At 70.3% G+C, this 13,055-nt stretch carries 13 protein-coding genes; 5 read left to right on the forward strand and 8 right to left on the reverse strand.

Annotated elements, in window-relative coordinates; all coding sequences use genetic code 11:
• Positions 1-44: 44 nt before the first annotated feature.
• Complete coding sequence (locus tag ACLJPX_RS25615; RefSeq protein WP_101606334.1) at positions 45-779, reverse strand: methyltransferase domain-containing protein; 735 nt, start codon at positions 777-779, stop codon at positions 45-47.
• Between the two features lie 109 nt (positions 780-888).
• Between ACLJPX_RS25615 and ACLJPX_RS25620 the strand changes: the two genes are divergently transcribed.
• From ACLJPX_RS25620 to ACLJPX_RS25640, 5 genes are all read left to right on the forward strand, one after another.
• The gene (locus ACLJPX_RS25620; protein ID WP_410602342.1) at positions 889-1,764 is read left to right on the forward strand and encodes a ParA family protein; all 876 of its coding nucleotides are present in this window, start codon (positions 889-891) and stop codon (positions 1,762-1,764) included.
• Positions 1,765-1,769: 5 nt separating this feature from the next.
• A complete protein-coding gene (locus ACLJPX_RS25625) occupies positions 1,770-2,573 on the forward strand; it encodes a DNA-formamidopyrimidine glycosylase family protein (RefSeq protein WP_410602344.1) in 804 nt (267 codons plus the stop codon).
• A 126-nt stretch (positions 2,574-2,699) separates the two neighbouring features.
• Positions 2,700-3,749, forward strand: coding sequence for an adenosine deaminase (gene add, locus ACLJPX_RS25630; RefSeq protein WP_410602346.1), 1,050 nt, complete (start codon positions 2,700-2,702; stop codon positions 3,747-3,749).
• Between the two features lie 380 nt (positions 3,750-4,129).
• A complete protein-coding gene (locus ACLJPX_RS25635) occupies positions 4,130-4,690 on the forward strand; it encodes a GNAT family N-acetyltransferase (protein ID WP_410602348.1) in 561 nt (186 codons plus the stop codon).
• A gap of 23 nt (positions 4,691-4,713) precedes the next feature.
• On the forward strand, positions 4,714-5,763 hold the full coding sequence (locus ACLJPX_RS25640) for a quinone-dependent dihydroorotate dehydrogenase (protein ID WP_410602350.1): 1,050 nt from the start codon (positions 4,714-4,716) through the stop codon (positions 5,761-5,763).
• Here ACLJPX_RS25640 and ACLJPX_RS25645 read toward each other — a convergent pair.
• The 7 genes from ACLJPX_RS25645 to rimO all read right to left on the reverse strand — a co-directional run bounded on the left by ACLJPX_RS25645 (position 5,723) and on the right by rimO (position 12,988).
• Entirely contained in the window at positions 5,723-7,357 is a 1,635-nt protein-coding gene (locus ACLJPX_RS25645) for an amidase family protein (RefSeq protein WP_410602352.1), read from the reverse strand. The genes ACLJPX_RS25640 and ACLJPX_RS25645 overlap by 41 nt on opposite strands.
• A gap of 305 nt (positions 7,358-7,662) precedes the next feature.
• Entirely contained in the window at positions 7,663-8,661 is a 999-nt protein-coding gene (gene pspM, locus ACLJPX_RS25650) for a phage shock envelope stress response protein PspM (protein WP_410602354.1), read from the reverse strand.
• Positions 8,662-8,737: 76 nt separating this feature from the next.
• A complete protein-coding gene (locus ACLJPX_RS25655; protein ID WP_044854161.1) occupies positions 8,738-9,583 on the reverse strand; it encodes a PspA/IM30 family protein in 846 nt (281 codons plus the stop codon).
• 303 nt (positions 9,584-9,886) lie between these two features.
• A complete protein-coding gene (locus tag ACLJPX_RS25660) occupies positions 9,887-10,333 on the reverse strand; it encodes a helix-turn-helix domain-containing protein (protein ID WP_168214257.1) in 447 nt (148 codons plus the stop codon).
• 101 nt (positions 10,334-10,434) lie between these two features.
• Entirely contained in the window at positions 10,435-10,905 is a 471-nt protein-coding gene (locus ACLJPX_RS25665; protein WP_410602357.1) for a CinA family protein, read from the reverse strand.
• Positions 10,902-11,543: a CDP-diacylglycerol--glycerol-3-phosphate 3-phosphatidyltransferase gene (pgsA, locus tag ACLJPX_RS25670; RefSeq protein WP_410602359.1), complete on the reverse strand. Its 642-nt coding sequence runs from the start codon at positions 11,541-11,543 to the stop codon at positions 10,902-10,904. The genes ACLJPX_RS25665 and pgsA overlap by 4 nt, the downstream gene beginning before the upstream one ends.
• Positions 11,540-12,988, reverse strand: coding sequence for a 30S ribosomal protein S12 methylthiotransferase RimO (gene rimO / locus ACLJPX_RS25675; RefSeq protein ID WP_101606321.1), 1,449 nt, complete (start codon positions 12,986-12,988; stop codon positions 11,540-11,542). The genes pgsA and rimO overlap by 4 nt, the downstream gene beginning before the upstream one ends.
• Positions 12,989-13,055: the final 67 nt, after the last annotated feature.

The following is a 13,055-nucleotide window of genomic DNA, read 5'->3' on the forward strand; positions in this document are numbered from 1 at the left end:
GTTACTTGCAAAATTTGCAAGTAACGGGCCTTTCATAGCAGCGCTCAGGCGGGACGGCGGGCCAGGACGTGCAGCCGGCTGGAGATGTCCCGCAGTGGCGAAACGGACGCCGCCGCCAGCTCGAATTCCGCCAGGTCCTCTTCCCGCACCCCGCCGGGCACGAAGTCCGCCACGACGCCGTCGCCCTGCAGGGAGGTCACCTCGAGCCCCACCGCGACCAGCTGCGCGCTGAGGGCCTCGGCGTCGAAGCGCCGCAGCACGGTCTCCCGGCCGCCGCCCAGGACGCCGCTCTCGGCCGCGAGCAGTTCCCGCGCCTCGCCGAGCCGTCCGGCCAGCGCGCGCTGCAGGATCGCGGCGTGGCGGTTCGCCACCAGCACCGAGACCGCGCCGCCGGGCTTGACCGCGGTGGCCAGCGCCGCGAGCACCGCCGCCGGATCGTCGACGACTTCCAGCAGGCCGTGCGCGAGCACGAGGTCGGCCGATCCGGCCGTGACGTGGGCGCCGAGGGCGTCGGAGTCGTCGGCGATCACGGTGATGCTGCCGGAGACGCCTTCCTCCTCGGCGCGGCGCCGCAGGGTCGCCAGCGCGTTGGGGTTCGGCTCGACCACGGTCACCAGGCAGCCCGCCGAGGCGAGCGGCACCGCCCAGCCGCCGCTGCCGCCTCCGACGTCGACGACGTGCGGCTGTTGTGCGCCTCGCGCGCGTGCGGCCCGGAGTTCTGCTTCGAGAACCCGGCGAACCGCCCCCGATCCCCGCGTGGCCACGGTGTCCGTCTTCATAAACGCACAGCGTAATGCCCGCCCTCGAGCGACCTGCGGGTGTAGTCCGATGCGGTGTTCGACACCTTGCCAAGGAGCCACCCCGCCGACTGCCCGTAGGCTGTGTCGAGTGCACACGGTCGCTGTTCTCAGCCTGAAGGGTGGCGTCGGTAAAACGACGGTCGCCCTCGGTGTCGCGTCCGCCGCCCTGCGCAGGGGCGCCAGGACCCTCGTGGCCGACCTCGACCCGCAAGGCAACGCCACCACCTCGCTGGACCCGCCCCTCACCGATCGCACGCTGGCGGACGTCCTGGAGACGCCGGTGCGCTCGGTGCTCGAACGCGCGATCGCGCCCAGCGTGTGGAGCGACCAGATCGACGTCCTCGTCGGCGCCGAAGAGCTCGAGATGCTCAACGAGCCCGACGCCGACATCCGCCGTCTGGAGAATCTGTCCCGCGCGCTCGACGAACTGCACACGAACCCGCTGCGCGAGGAGCCCTACGAACTGGTGATCCTCGACTGCCCGCCGTCACTGGGCAGGCTGACCCGTTCGGCGCTGGTGGCCGCGGACAGCGCCCTGATCGTCACCGAGCCGACGATGTACGCCGTCTCCGGCGCCCGCCGCGCGCTCGAAGCGATCGAGAAGATCCGCGAGGAGCAGAACCCGGGCCTCCGGCCGATCGGTGTCGTGGTCAACAAGCTCCGCGTGCGCTCCTACGAGCACCAGTTCCGCGTGGCCGAGCTGCGGGAGAACTTCGGCCCGCTGGTGATGCCGACGGCCATCCCGGACCGGCTCGCCGTGCAGCAGGCGCAGGGCGCGTGCAGCCCGATCCACGAGTGGCACTCCCCCGGCGCCCAGGAGATCGCGCTCACCTTCAACATGGTGCTGGCGAAGGTCCTCCGCTCGAGCCGGGCGGGACGGCATCGCGTCCGCGGCGACGAGGACCCTCCGGAGCCCGAGACCACCGAAGCGCCCGCCAAGCTGAGCGACACCGGCACGGGTTAGCGCCGATGCCCGAAGGCGACACCGTCTTCCTCGCAGGCAAGGTCCTCGACAAGGCGCTGGCCGGGAAGACCCTCGTACGAGGCGAGTTCAGGGTCCCCCAGCTGGCCACGACGGATCTCGCCGGCCGCGACGTGCTCGGCGTCGGCACGGTCGGCAAGCATCTGCTGACGCGCTTCTCCGGCGACCTCACCCTGCACAGCCACCTCCGGATGGACGGCAAGTGGGCGGTCTATCCGGCGGGCGCGCGCTGGCGCCATCCGGCTCATCACGCGCGCGTCGTCCTGGCGGCCGAAGGCGTGCAGGCGGTCGGTTTCCGGGTCCACGACCTCGAACTCGTGCCCACCGACGAAGAACACCGCCTGGTCGGGCATCTCGGCCCGGATCTGCTCGATCCACAATGGACGGACGAGCTCGCGGAACGGGCGGCGACCGCACTGGCCGCGAACCCGGATCGCGAACTGGGCGACGCCCTGCTGGATCAGCGGATCATGGCCGGGATCGGGAACATGTACAAGGTCGAGATGTGCTTCCTGCTCGGTGTCACGCCGTGGACGCCGGTGTCCGCGGTCGACCCGGCGAAGGCCGTCGCGCTCGGCCGCAAACTGTTGAAGGCCAACGCCTGGCGCACCTCGCAGACCACCACCGGCGATCTGCGCCGCGGCCGCGAGCACTGGGCCTACGAACGGACGAAACAGGGCTGTTTCCGCTGCGGCGGACGGCTCCGGGTCGCCCCACAGGGCGCCGGGTACCAGGCGAGGCCGACCTGGTTCTGCCCGAAATGCCAGACCGGACCCGCTCCGGGCGGCTAAGCTGACCCCGTGACGCTGTTCAAGCTCCCGCTCTACGGGGCCGACACCGAACGCGGCGACCTCGCTCCCTGAGCCGCCCGCTCCCTTCGCACGTCACCCTTCACTTCTTTCCCAGGGAGCTTTGTCATGTCCGGATTCCTCACGGGTGAGACGCTGCGCGCGTTCGTGCACGCCCTGCCCAAGGTCGAACTCCACGTCCACCTCGTCGGTTCGGCGAGCCTGCCCACGGTGCTGGAACTGGCCCGCCGCCGCCCCACCGCGGGAGTGCCGACGGACGCCGGAGCACTCGCGGACTTCTTCACCTTCCGCGATTTCCCGCATTTCCTCCGCAACTACCTGGCGGTGACGTCGCTGGTGCGCGACGCCCGCGACGTCCACACCCTCGTCACCGGGCTGGCGGCCGATCTGGCCGCGCAGAACGCCCGCTACGCCGAAGTGACGGTGACGCCGTACAACCACCTTCTCGACGGGATGCCGGGCGACGATCTCCTCACCGGTCTCGCCACCGGCCGGGCGGCGGCGCGGGCGGACCACGGCGTGGAGCTGGCCTGGTGCTTCGACATTCCCGGCGAGAAGGGGGTCGTCGCCGGGCGTGAAACGCTCGTGTTCGCGCTCCGCGAACGCCCCGAGGGCCTGGTGTCCTTCGGACTCGGCGGACCCGAGGTCGGCGTCGGCCGCGCGCAGTTCGCCCCGTTCTTCACCGCGGCCAGGGAGGCGGGGCTGCACAGCGTCCCGCACGCGGGTGAGACCACCGGGCCGGCCACCGTCTGGTCGGCGGTGCACGATCTCGGCGCCGAGCGGATCGGCCACGGCGTCGGCGCGTACACCGATCCGGCACTCCTGGAATACCTTGCCGTGCAAGGAATCCCGCTGGAGGTGTGCCCGACCTCGAATGTCCGGACAGGACAGTTCCCGTCGATCGGGGCGCATCCCGTGCGACGGCTGCTCGACCACGGCGTGACGGTCACGCTCAACACCGACGACCCGCCGATGTTCGGCGCCACGCTCGACGGCGAGTACCTGGCGGTAGCCCGAACGCTGGGCCTGACCGCGGCCGAAATCGCCCGATTCGCGCAGAACGCCGTGAACGCGTCTTTCCTGGCACCGGCGGCCAAAACCGTCCTGCTGGCAGAGATCGGCGAAATCTTGTTGCAGGACCTCGAACCCCTCGCATAGCGTGGCGGTACACGAGAGAGGAGGTGGTCCAAAGTTGTATTCCAACAGGACTCGTGAGGTGACTGTCCGCTAGCGGACGGCACGCGTAGGACTTTTGAGCAGCGATACAACGCAAGTTGGAGCCACCTTCGGCTCGTCGTCTCTGCTTCGCGTGGTGCCTGATAGCGAATACCAGGCAGTCACCGGGCCCCCGAGGTTCCCGAGCACCGGTCCGGCTCGGGCCCGGCCGCCGATTCCGGCGTCCGGGAGCCACCTCGGGGGTACCCTCATTTCCGGGTTGTTCCTCCTTTTGCGCAGCAGTGAAGGACCACCCGCCGCGCCGCAGAACCGTCCGTCGCCGTTCCGCCCCGGCGGCCCCGCAGAGTGGATAGCCTGACGTCATGTTGAGGCCCGACTTCCCGATCACCACCCAGCGCCTTACCCTCCGCGCCTTCACGCCGGCGGATCTCGACGAACTCAACTCCTTCCAGTCCCGTGCCGACGTCGCCCGGTATCTCTACTGGGGTCCGCGCAGCCGGGCCGAATCCGCCGCCGCGCTCGCCAAACGGGTGCACAGCAGCAGCCTCTCGCAGGAGGGTCAGTTCCTGGCGGTGGCCGTGGAACTGACGGAGACCGGGCAGCTCATCGGCGATCTGAACCTCGAGTACCTCAGCAGCGAACACCGTCAGGGCGAGGTCGGTTTCGTGTTCCACCCCGATCACCACGGCAAGGGGTACGCCGCGGAGGCGGCCGTCGAACTGCTCCGGCTCGGCTTCGAAGACCTCGGACTGCACCGCATCATCGGCCGCTGCGATGGCCGCAACACCGCTTCCGCCACCCTGATGGAACGCCTCGGCATGCGCAAAGAGGCTCATCTGCGCGAGAACGAGATCGTCAAGGGCGAGTGGTGTGACGAACTCGTCTTCGCGATGCTCGAAGGCGACTGGAAGGCGAGCCGCTAGAGCCCACCAGGCATGATGGGCGCGTGTTCTTCGACAAGATCGTCCGCCCCGCGCTGTACCGGGTCTCCGGCGGCGACCCCGAAACCGTGCACGAACGCACCATCGGCACGCTCGCCGGGCTGAGCCGGGTCTCCCCCGCGCTCGGCGCGCTCGGCCGCGTCTACCGGACGGACGATCCGGTCACCTTCCTCGGTCTCCGCTTCCCGAACCGGGTCGGCCTCGCCGCCGGGATGGACAAGAACGGCCGCGCGCTGCACGCCTGGCCCGCGCTCGGCTTCGGCTTCGTCGAGGTCGGCACGGTCACCCGGCATCCGCAGCCGGGCAACGACAGGCCGCGGTTGTTCACCCTCGCCGGGACCGACGCGGTGATCAACCGGATGGGCTTCAACAACGAAGGCGCGGAAGCGCTCGCCGCCCGCCTCGCCGCGAGCGGGAAACCGCCGGTCCCGCTCGGCGTGAGCATCGGCAAGTCGAAGGTGACACCGCTCGGCGAGGCCGTCGAGGACTACCGGTTCTCGCTGCGGGCGCTGTACCCGTACGCCGACTACTTCGCGATCAACGTCAGCTCGCCCAACACGCCGGGGCTGAGGGCGCTACAGGACAAGTCCGCGCTGGCCGAACTGCTCTCCGAACTCCGCAAGACCTCGGCCGAGCTCACCGGTGACGCCGAGCCGACGCCGGTGCTGGTCAAGGTCGCCCCCGACCTCACCGACGAGGCCCTCGCGGAACTGCTGGAGGTCTGCCTCGAACACGGCGTCGCCGGGCTGATCGCGACCAACACGACGCTGTCCCGCGAAGGGATCTCGCCCGCCGAAGCCGCCGTCGGCGAGCAGGCGGGCGGGCTTTCCGGCCGCCCGCTCACCGCGCGCTCGGTCGAAGTGGTGCGGTTCGTGCATGACGAAACCGGCGGCGAGCTGCCGATCATCGGCGTCGGCGGGATCTTCGACGCCGGCGCCGCCGCCCGGATGCTCGACGCCGGCGCCGGTCTCGTCCAGCTCTACACCGGTTTCGCCTTGCACGGTCCCGGTCTGGTCAAGCGGGTCGCCCGAGGTCTCGCGGCCCGGCCGTACTGACGAACCTCAGGTACGCCCGCCAGCACTGGTAGCGCGTCAGCTCCGTCGCCGTCGCTGCCGCCGCCTGGTCACAAAGGACAGCCAGCGGTGTCTGCCCGTTCTCCAGCCGGATCCGGCCGAGGACGAACGGAGCGGGCAGCGTGGCCGCGAAGGCACCGAGGGCCGCGGGCGAGAGCCGCCAGCGTTCACCCGACAGCATGGTGTGCTCACCCGCGGCGCTCACCGGTACCACCCCCGGCTGGGGCGGCTCGGTCGGCAGCAGCACCATCCGGTAGCCCTCGGCGCTCTGGACCGGCCCGGTGAACCGCGCCCCCGCGGTCACCAAAAGCCCGTTCAACGGCTGCCCGCGCAGATGCGCGCCGAACACCACGAGATCCGCGCCCGGTGCGGGATAAGGGAAATCGGCCTGTTCGTCGGTGAGCACGGCGGCGAGGTCGATGGCGATCTGGTCGTCGAACGGCCGCACCACCACCGACACCCCGTACGGCCCGAGATCCGACGGCGACGACGGCACCGTGACCGCGGCGAGGTCGAGCAGGTTGACGAACGCCGTGAACCGCCCCAGCCGTTTCGCGACACCGTCCGGATCGGACAGCGCCTCGGACAGCTCGGGATGGTCGGCGACGGTCGGGAGGACCAGGGCGTCGTACTCGGACAGCATCCGGAGCGCGAGCATCCCGGCCTCGGCGACGCGCTGCCTGTCGGCGAGGAAGCCGTCGTCGTGGATCAGGTCGCCCACCGACAACAGTGCCGTGACCTCCACCGTCTCCACGATGGCCCCGGACGCCCGCAACGCCGAAACCGCGCCGAGGAAGGCGGACCGGGACTGCAACGAGAGACCGGTGAGCGTTGCGGAGCCCGGGATCGCCACTCTCGGCCGGTCGCCCGCGGAGAGCCGGACGTCCGGGGGCCAGTCACGGGCGAGCGGGTCGATCCCGTCGGGGCCGGTCATCAGTCCGAGCGCGCGCTGGCCCAGTGTGAGACTGCGCGCGAACAGGGCGATCCCGCCGCACGGCAGGGCACCGGTCTTGGGCACGAGGCCCAGCGTCGGTTTCATCCCGACGATCCCGTTGAGCGACGCGGGCACCCGGCCCGCGCCCGCCGTGTCCGTGCCGACGGCCAGATCGACCAGGCCGAGCGCGACCGCGACGGCCGCGCCGCTGCTCGCGCTCCCGGAGACCCGGGCGGTGTTCAGGGCCGCGCTCACGGCGCCGTACGGGCTGTGCGTGTGCTCGAGATCGCTGCCGAACCGGTCGCAGTTGGTCTTGCCGATCACCACCGCTCCGGCGGCGGTCAGCCGGGAAACGGACGTGGCGTCGGCACAGCAGACCTCTTCCCCCGCCGTGGGAAGGCCGGCGACGTCGATGACGTCGGAGACCGCCACCAGGGTTCCGGCGAGCGGGAGGTCCGTCCCCGCGCGCAAGCGTTCGTCGACCGCCTTCGCGTCCACAAGGGCGTCTTCGAGGGGACGGAGGGTGATCCAGACGTCGGGCCGGTCGACCTCGGCGATCCGGTCGTAGGCCGCGATGACGCGTTGGTAGGAGCTGGGAGGCGGGGCGGGGATCGGCTCTGGTTCCGGGGGGAGCGTCGTCACTGGGCGTCCTTTCCTCGGCGGGGACGAGAAAGACCACTGCGCGAGATCCACTGTGTCCGGTCCACCACCCTGGGACGCCCGCTCACGCGGGCTGGGTTCAGGCCCGAGCTGGGAAAAGCACTGCGTGCATGAGAGAAACGTTAGGCATCGCGAGGGGCCGTCACCAGCGGTTTCGGGTTACGCGAGCGTTTCGGTATCGCACAGTGAGCGAGTCGTTACGCAATGGAGTATTAGCGACGACGAATGAGACGATTGTCCAGGAAGATGAGCCGGAAGGCTACCGGCGTGTGCCCGCCTGATCGGGCTCAGGAAAGCTCGCGCAGGGCCATGGCCAGTCCGGCGAGCTTGTCCGTCGCGTCGGAGAGCGATTCCTTGGACGACGTCATGCCGTCCGAGCTCGCGGCGACGGTGTGCCCGGCGGCCGCGACGAGACCGCCGTAGCCGTCGACACCGTCGTCGAGCTGGTCTCGCAGCTGCGTGATGGCGGCGTCGAGGGCGCCTCGTTCCCGCTCGGGCGCGGAGTCACGTCCGCGTTCGATGGCCTGGATCCGGCCGGCCAGCCCGCGAAGGGCCTGCGCGGCCTCCGACGCGGTGGTCCGGGCGTCCGCCACGGCGATCTCCGACACCGGCATGGTGCCGAGGGACGTCGGCTGGGAAAGCTGACGAAGCAGCTCCGCCAGCGAAGCCTCGCTCTCGACGAGGCGCTCCATCGGCGCCCGCGCGATGGACCGTGCCGGGGGCAGCGGCGGCGGAGCGGCGGGCGCGGCGGGCAGCACCGTGCGGTTGAGCGCGCGCAGCCGCAGTCCCGACCGGACACTGAAAGTGCCGAAAACGATGGTGAACGCGCTGGCCGCGATGGCCTGGAGGACGTCGACCTGGCCCGCCTTCAACAGACCGGTGGCGGCGACCACGGCGAACAGTCCACAAAGGATGGTGAGGAGGATCCAGAAGGTCATCGCGCGCGACGTCCGGCGCTTGCGTCTCTCCAGTTTGGCGGCGGGCTCGTTCCAGCGGGCCCACTTGGCCTTCGCGTCGGCCACGACCGGGATCTGGCCAGCCGCCATCGACGTCAGCTGCTGCGAGATCTTCGGCATGGCGGGCATCGGCGGCATCTGCGGCCGTGGCCTCGACGGCCGCGGTGGCTGCGACGCCGTCGGTGAGGAGGGCCGGGAACCCTGCTCGGAGGGCGGGATGTAGCGCTGCAGCTTCTCCTGCGCGCGCTGGGCGTAATCGGGCAGCTTCTCGATGTGCTTCTCAAGCTTGGCGGTGAACTCCCCGAAGTCCTTGCGCCTGCCCTGGCCCATTTTGCCCTCGCCCCTGTCGTCTGGTGAGACCGGTCCCGCACCCGCGCGGGGTGCGGGACCGGCTCTAGGTGGTGTGTCAGGCGGGGTTCTTGCCCTGTTCGGCCTGAACCCGTGCCTGGATCTCACGCTGGATGTCCGCACCGCTCGACGCCTTCGGCGCGGCGGCGGCGGTCTTGCCGTCGGTCACCTGCGCGACGGAGTCGCCCTTCATGGACGCGCGGATCTGCTCCAGTCGCGAGTGTCCCGCGAGCTGCGTCGTGGAGGCCTGGACCTCCATCATCCGGCCCTGTACGGAGTTCTGTGCGAGTTCGGCCGAGCCGAGCGCGGTGGTGTAGCGCTTCTCGATCTTGTCGCGAACGTCTTCCAGGGACGGGGTGTTGCCCGGCGCGGCAAGCTGGCTCATCTGGTTCAGCGAAGCGGAGACCTGCTCCTGCATCTTCGCCTGCTCCAGCTGAGAAAGCAGCTTGGTGCGCTCGGCCAGCTTCTGCTGCAGCATGGTCGCGTTGCGCTCGACGGCCTTCTTCGCCTGCTCCGCAGCCTGAAGCGACTGGTCGTGCAGGGTCTTCAGGTCTTCGATGCTCTGCTCGGCGGTGACGAGCTGCGCGGCGAAGCTTTCCGCCGCGTTCTCGAACTCGGTCGCCTTCTGCTCGTCGCCCTTGGCGCGCGCCTCGTCGGCGAGCACCAGCGCCTGGCGGGTCGAAGCCTGAAGCTTCTCCACGTCGCCGAGCTGGCGGTTCAGCTTCATCTCCAGCTGACGCTGGTTACCGATCACCGAGGCGGCCTGCTGGGTCAGCGCCTGGTGATTGCGCTGCGCCTCCTCGATGGCCTGCTGGATCTGTACCTTCGGGTCGGCGTGCTCGTCGATCTTCGACGAGAACGCCGCCATCATGTACTTCCAGAACTTCACGAACGGGTTGGCCATCTCCTCCGCCTGCCTTCTCGCATCCCACGGGCTGTTACCTCGAGGTGGGGCGTCCCCTCTGTGATGTTGCAACGTCCCGACCCCGGCGTTGAGTTCCATCGTGTCAGGTCGGCGTCCCGCGTTCCAGGCGACCCCGACGGAATTCAGGGATACCCCTGACTGTGATGTCCACGACCTTTCGGGTTCACCGGGTGGTGACCCTGGGTGAAAACGGCCCGTTTCCGGCTCCCCCGGAGCACCGGGACCGTCGGCCAACGCGAAAAGCCCCAGGTGCGATACCTGGGGCTTCTCACGTCACGACTGCTAGGCGGCGACCATCTTTGGTGCGGAAATGGTCGTCCGCAGGGCCGGGCTCATCCGCGGCGGTGGCGAGATCCGCAGGTCGGCAAGGTCGTTGCCGATCAGCTCGGACACCAGGCGGCCGCCTTCGAGGCCCGCTTCGGCGCTCTCGCGCTCCGGAGCACGCCGCTTGCCCGCCTCGACCTTCTCGTCCACCGGAGCGACCTCGACGTTGTCGATCGCCGAAACGTCCGCCGCGACCTTGTGCAGGAGCTCGCCCAGCGGAAGGTCCAGGGCATCGCAAATGGACGCCAGCAGCTCGCTGGACGCCTCTTTCTGCCCGCGCTCGACCTCGGACAGGTAGCCGAGGCTCACCCTGGCGGCGCGGGAGATGTCCCGCAGCGTTCGACGCTGGTTCGTGCGGGCGTGTCGGAGCCGGTCGCCGATCGCCTCGCGCAACAGCACGGTCATCACGCGCCTCCCTTCCAGGACTGACTACCCCCTACGTTACCCAGAGCGGTGCCCCGGGCGCAGGTGTTGACACGGCAATACGCCAAGGGCGAACGCGGCGATCATGCGAGATGTTCCCCCAGCAGGGCGAACGCGCCGCTCACGGCACCGGCCCTGACCGAGGCTCGATCGCCGCTCAAGGCCAGTGTGCGGACGGTGAGCGTGCTCACGCCCGCGAGACCGACATGGACCGTGCCGGGCGCGACGCCGTCCTGCCCCGCCGGACCCGCGACACCGGTCAGGCCGAGGCCCCAGGTGGCGCCGCAGCGGTCCCTCGCGCCCGCGGCCAACTGAGCCGCGACCTCGGGGTGAACCGCGCCGTGGGTGGCGAGGAGGTCTTCGTCGACTCCGGCCAGCGAAGCCTTGAGGTCGGTGGCGTAGACGATCAGACCGCCCCGGACGACAGCGCTCGCTCCGGGGACTTCGGTCAGCGTCGCGCACACCAGTCCGGCGGTCAGCGACTCGGCGGTCGCCACCGTCTCCTTACGCTCGATCAGGTGAGTGATCAAGGTCTCAACCGTAGTGCCGGTCATGCGCCCGCCGCGCGCCGTCCGGCGGCGCGCAGCCGCACCGCGCGCACGACGTAGTCGAGGCCGGTCACGACGGTCAGCACGAGCGCGAGACCCATCAGCACCCATCGCACCGGCTCGGCGGCCACCGGCAGGGGCAGCAGGTACGCGGTGATGGCCGCGACCTGCGCGAGCGTCTTGGCCTTGCCGCCCCGGCTGGCCGGGATGACGCCGTGCCGGATCACCCAGAACCGCAGCAGCGTCACGCCGATCTCGCGGATCGCGATGACGATGGTGACCCACCAGCCCAGTTCGCCGAGCACGCTCAGCCCGACCAGCGCGGCGCCGATCAGCGCCTTGTCCGCGATCGGGTCGGCGATCTTGCCGAAGTCGGTGATCAGCCCGTACTTGCGCGCGACCCAGCCGTCGACCTGGTCGGTGAACGACGCGATGGCGAACAGCGCGGTGGCGATCGCCCGCCAGAAGGTGTCCGTCCCGTCGCCGGTGAACAGCGCCATCACGAACAGCGGCACGAGCACCAGCCGCGACATCGTGAGCAGGTTCGCCAGGTTCAGCGTCGGGACCGGGGTGGCCTCGGGTACCCGGGCATGCTCACCACCCGTCCCCTCACCGGCCCCGGCGTCGCTCGGGGCGGCATTCACCGGTCGGCCTCGGGCGGCGCGGGCCGCACGATCAGGTCGACACCCTCGGAGTCGACGACCTCACAGCGCACGAAGTCACCCACCGCCAGCGAGGGAAGGTCGTCCGTTTCGATCAGGACGCACTCACCGTCGACCTCGGGGGCCTGGTGCGCGGCGCGGCCGATCGGGTCTTCGCCGTCTTCGGCCTGCTCGATCAGGACGTCGACGAAGTCGCCGATGCGGTCCTCGGCCCGCTGCGAGGTCAGCTCCTCGACCAGCGCGGAGATCCGCGCGACCCGCTCGGTCACCACGGACTCGTCGAGTTTGCCGTCGAAGGTCTCGGCCTCGGTGCCGTCTTCGTCCGAGTAGCCGAAGACGCCCACCGCGTCGAGCCGCGCGCCGTTCAGGAAGCGCTCCAGCTCGGCGACGTCCTCTTCGGTCTCGCCGGGGAACCCGACGATGACGTTCGTGCGGATGCCGGCGTTGGGCGAGTACTCGCGGATCTGGTCGCACAACGCGAGGAACGAGTCCGTGGAGCCGAAACGGCGCATGCGGCGCAGCACGGTCTCGCTGGAGTGCTGGAAGGAAAGGTCGAAGTAGTCCGCGACGCCCGGGGTGGTCGCGATGGCCTTGACCAGGCCGGGGCGCGTCTCGGCGGGCTGCAGGTAGGAGACGCGGACGCGCTCGATACCGGGCACCGCGGCCAGGCGCGGGACCAGCAGTTCCAGCGCGCGGGCGCCGTCACGGCCGAAGTCCTTGCCGTAGGAGGTGGAGTTCTCCGAGACGAGGAAGACCTCCTTGACCCCGTTCTCCGCGAGCCACATGGCCTCGGCGACGATCTCGTCCGGCTGCCGGGAGACGAAGGAGCCCCGGAACGACGGGATCGCGCAGAACGAGCAGCGGCGGTCGCAGCCGGAGGCGATCTTCAGCGCGGCCACCGGGGAGGTGTCGAGCCGGGTCCGCAGCACCCGCGGGCCCCAGCCGTGCTGCGCGTGCCCCGGCACCTCGACCGTCTCGGCGGCCGTCGGGCGCTGGACCGGGCTGATCGGCAGCAGCTTGCGGCGGTCGGAGGGGGTGTGGGACTCGACCTTGCGGCCCGCCACGACGTCGTCGAGACGGTCGGCGAGGTCGGCGTAGTGGTCGAAGCCCAGGACCGCGTGGGCCTCGGGCAGGTTCTCGGCCAGCTCGTTGCCGTAGCGCTCGGCCATGCAGCCGACGGCGACGACCTTCTTGCCGGTGTCGGCCGCGGCGAGCAGGGTGTCGACCGAATCCTTCTTGGCGGACTCGACGAAGCCGCAGGTGTTGACGACCACGACGTCGGAGTCCTCGGGCTCGGCGGCGAGCTCCCAGCCGCCCGCCGCCAGCCGTCCGGCGAGTTCCTCGGAATCGACCTCGTTGCGGGCGCAACCGAGGGTCAGCAAGGACACGCGGCGGGTGGCGACAGGATCAGTGGTGGGAGAAGGCACGTGCCTTAGGGTAGCTGGCCTGCTCCCGGGGTCGGCGATCGCTCGCTCGGGCGAGCCCTCGACCGGC

This window comes from Amycolatopsis sp. lyj-90 (assembly GCF_046549035.1).
Taxonomy (GTDB): Bacteria; Actinomycetota; Actinomycetes; order Mycobacteriales; family Pseudonocardiaceae; genus Amycolatopsis.

Bases quoted from the DNA above. Each gene is read 5' to 3' on its own strand.
- ACLJPX_RS25615 (WP_101606334.1), bottom strand. From the start codon at position 779: ATGAAGACGGACACCGTGGCCACGCGGGGATCGGGGGCGGTTCGCCGG.
- ACLJPX_RS25625 (WP_410602344.1), top strand. From the start codon at position 1,770: ATGCCCGAAGGCGACACCGTCTTCCTCGCAGGCAAGGTCCTCGACAAG.
- add (WP_410602346.1), top strand. From the start codon at position 2,700: ATGTCCGGATTCCTCACGGGTGAGACGCTGCGCGCGTTCGTGCACGCC.
- ACLJPX_RS25635 (WP_410602348.1), top strand. From the start codon at position 4,130: ATGTTGAGGCCCGACTTCCCGATCACCACCCAGCGCCTTACCCTCCGC.
- pspM (WP_410602354.1), bottom strand. From the start codon at position 8,661: ATGGGCCAGGGCAGGCGCAAGGACTTCGGGGAGTTCACCGCCAAGCTT.
- ACLJPX_RS25655 (WP_044854161.1), bottom strand. From the start codon at position 9,583: ATGGCCAACCCGTTCGTGAAGTTCTGGAAGTACATGATGGCGGCGTTC.
- ACLJPX_RS25660 (WP_168214257.1), bottom strand. From the start codon at position 10,333: ATGACCGTGCTGTTGCGCGAGGCGATCGGCGACCGGCTCCGACACGCC.
- ACLJPX_RS25665 (WP_410602357.1), bottom strand. From the start codon at position 10,905: ATGACCGGCACTACGGTTGAGACCTTGATCACTCACCTGATCGAGCGT.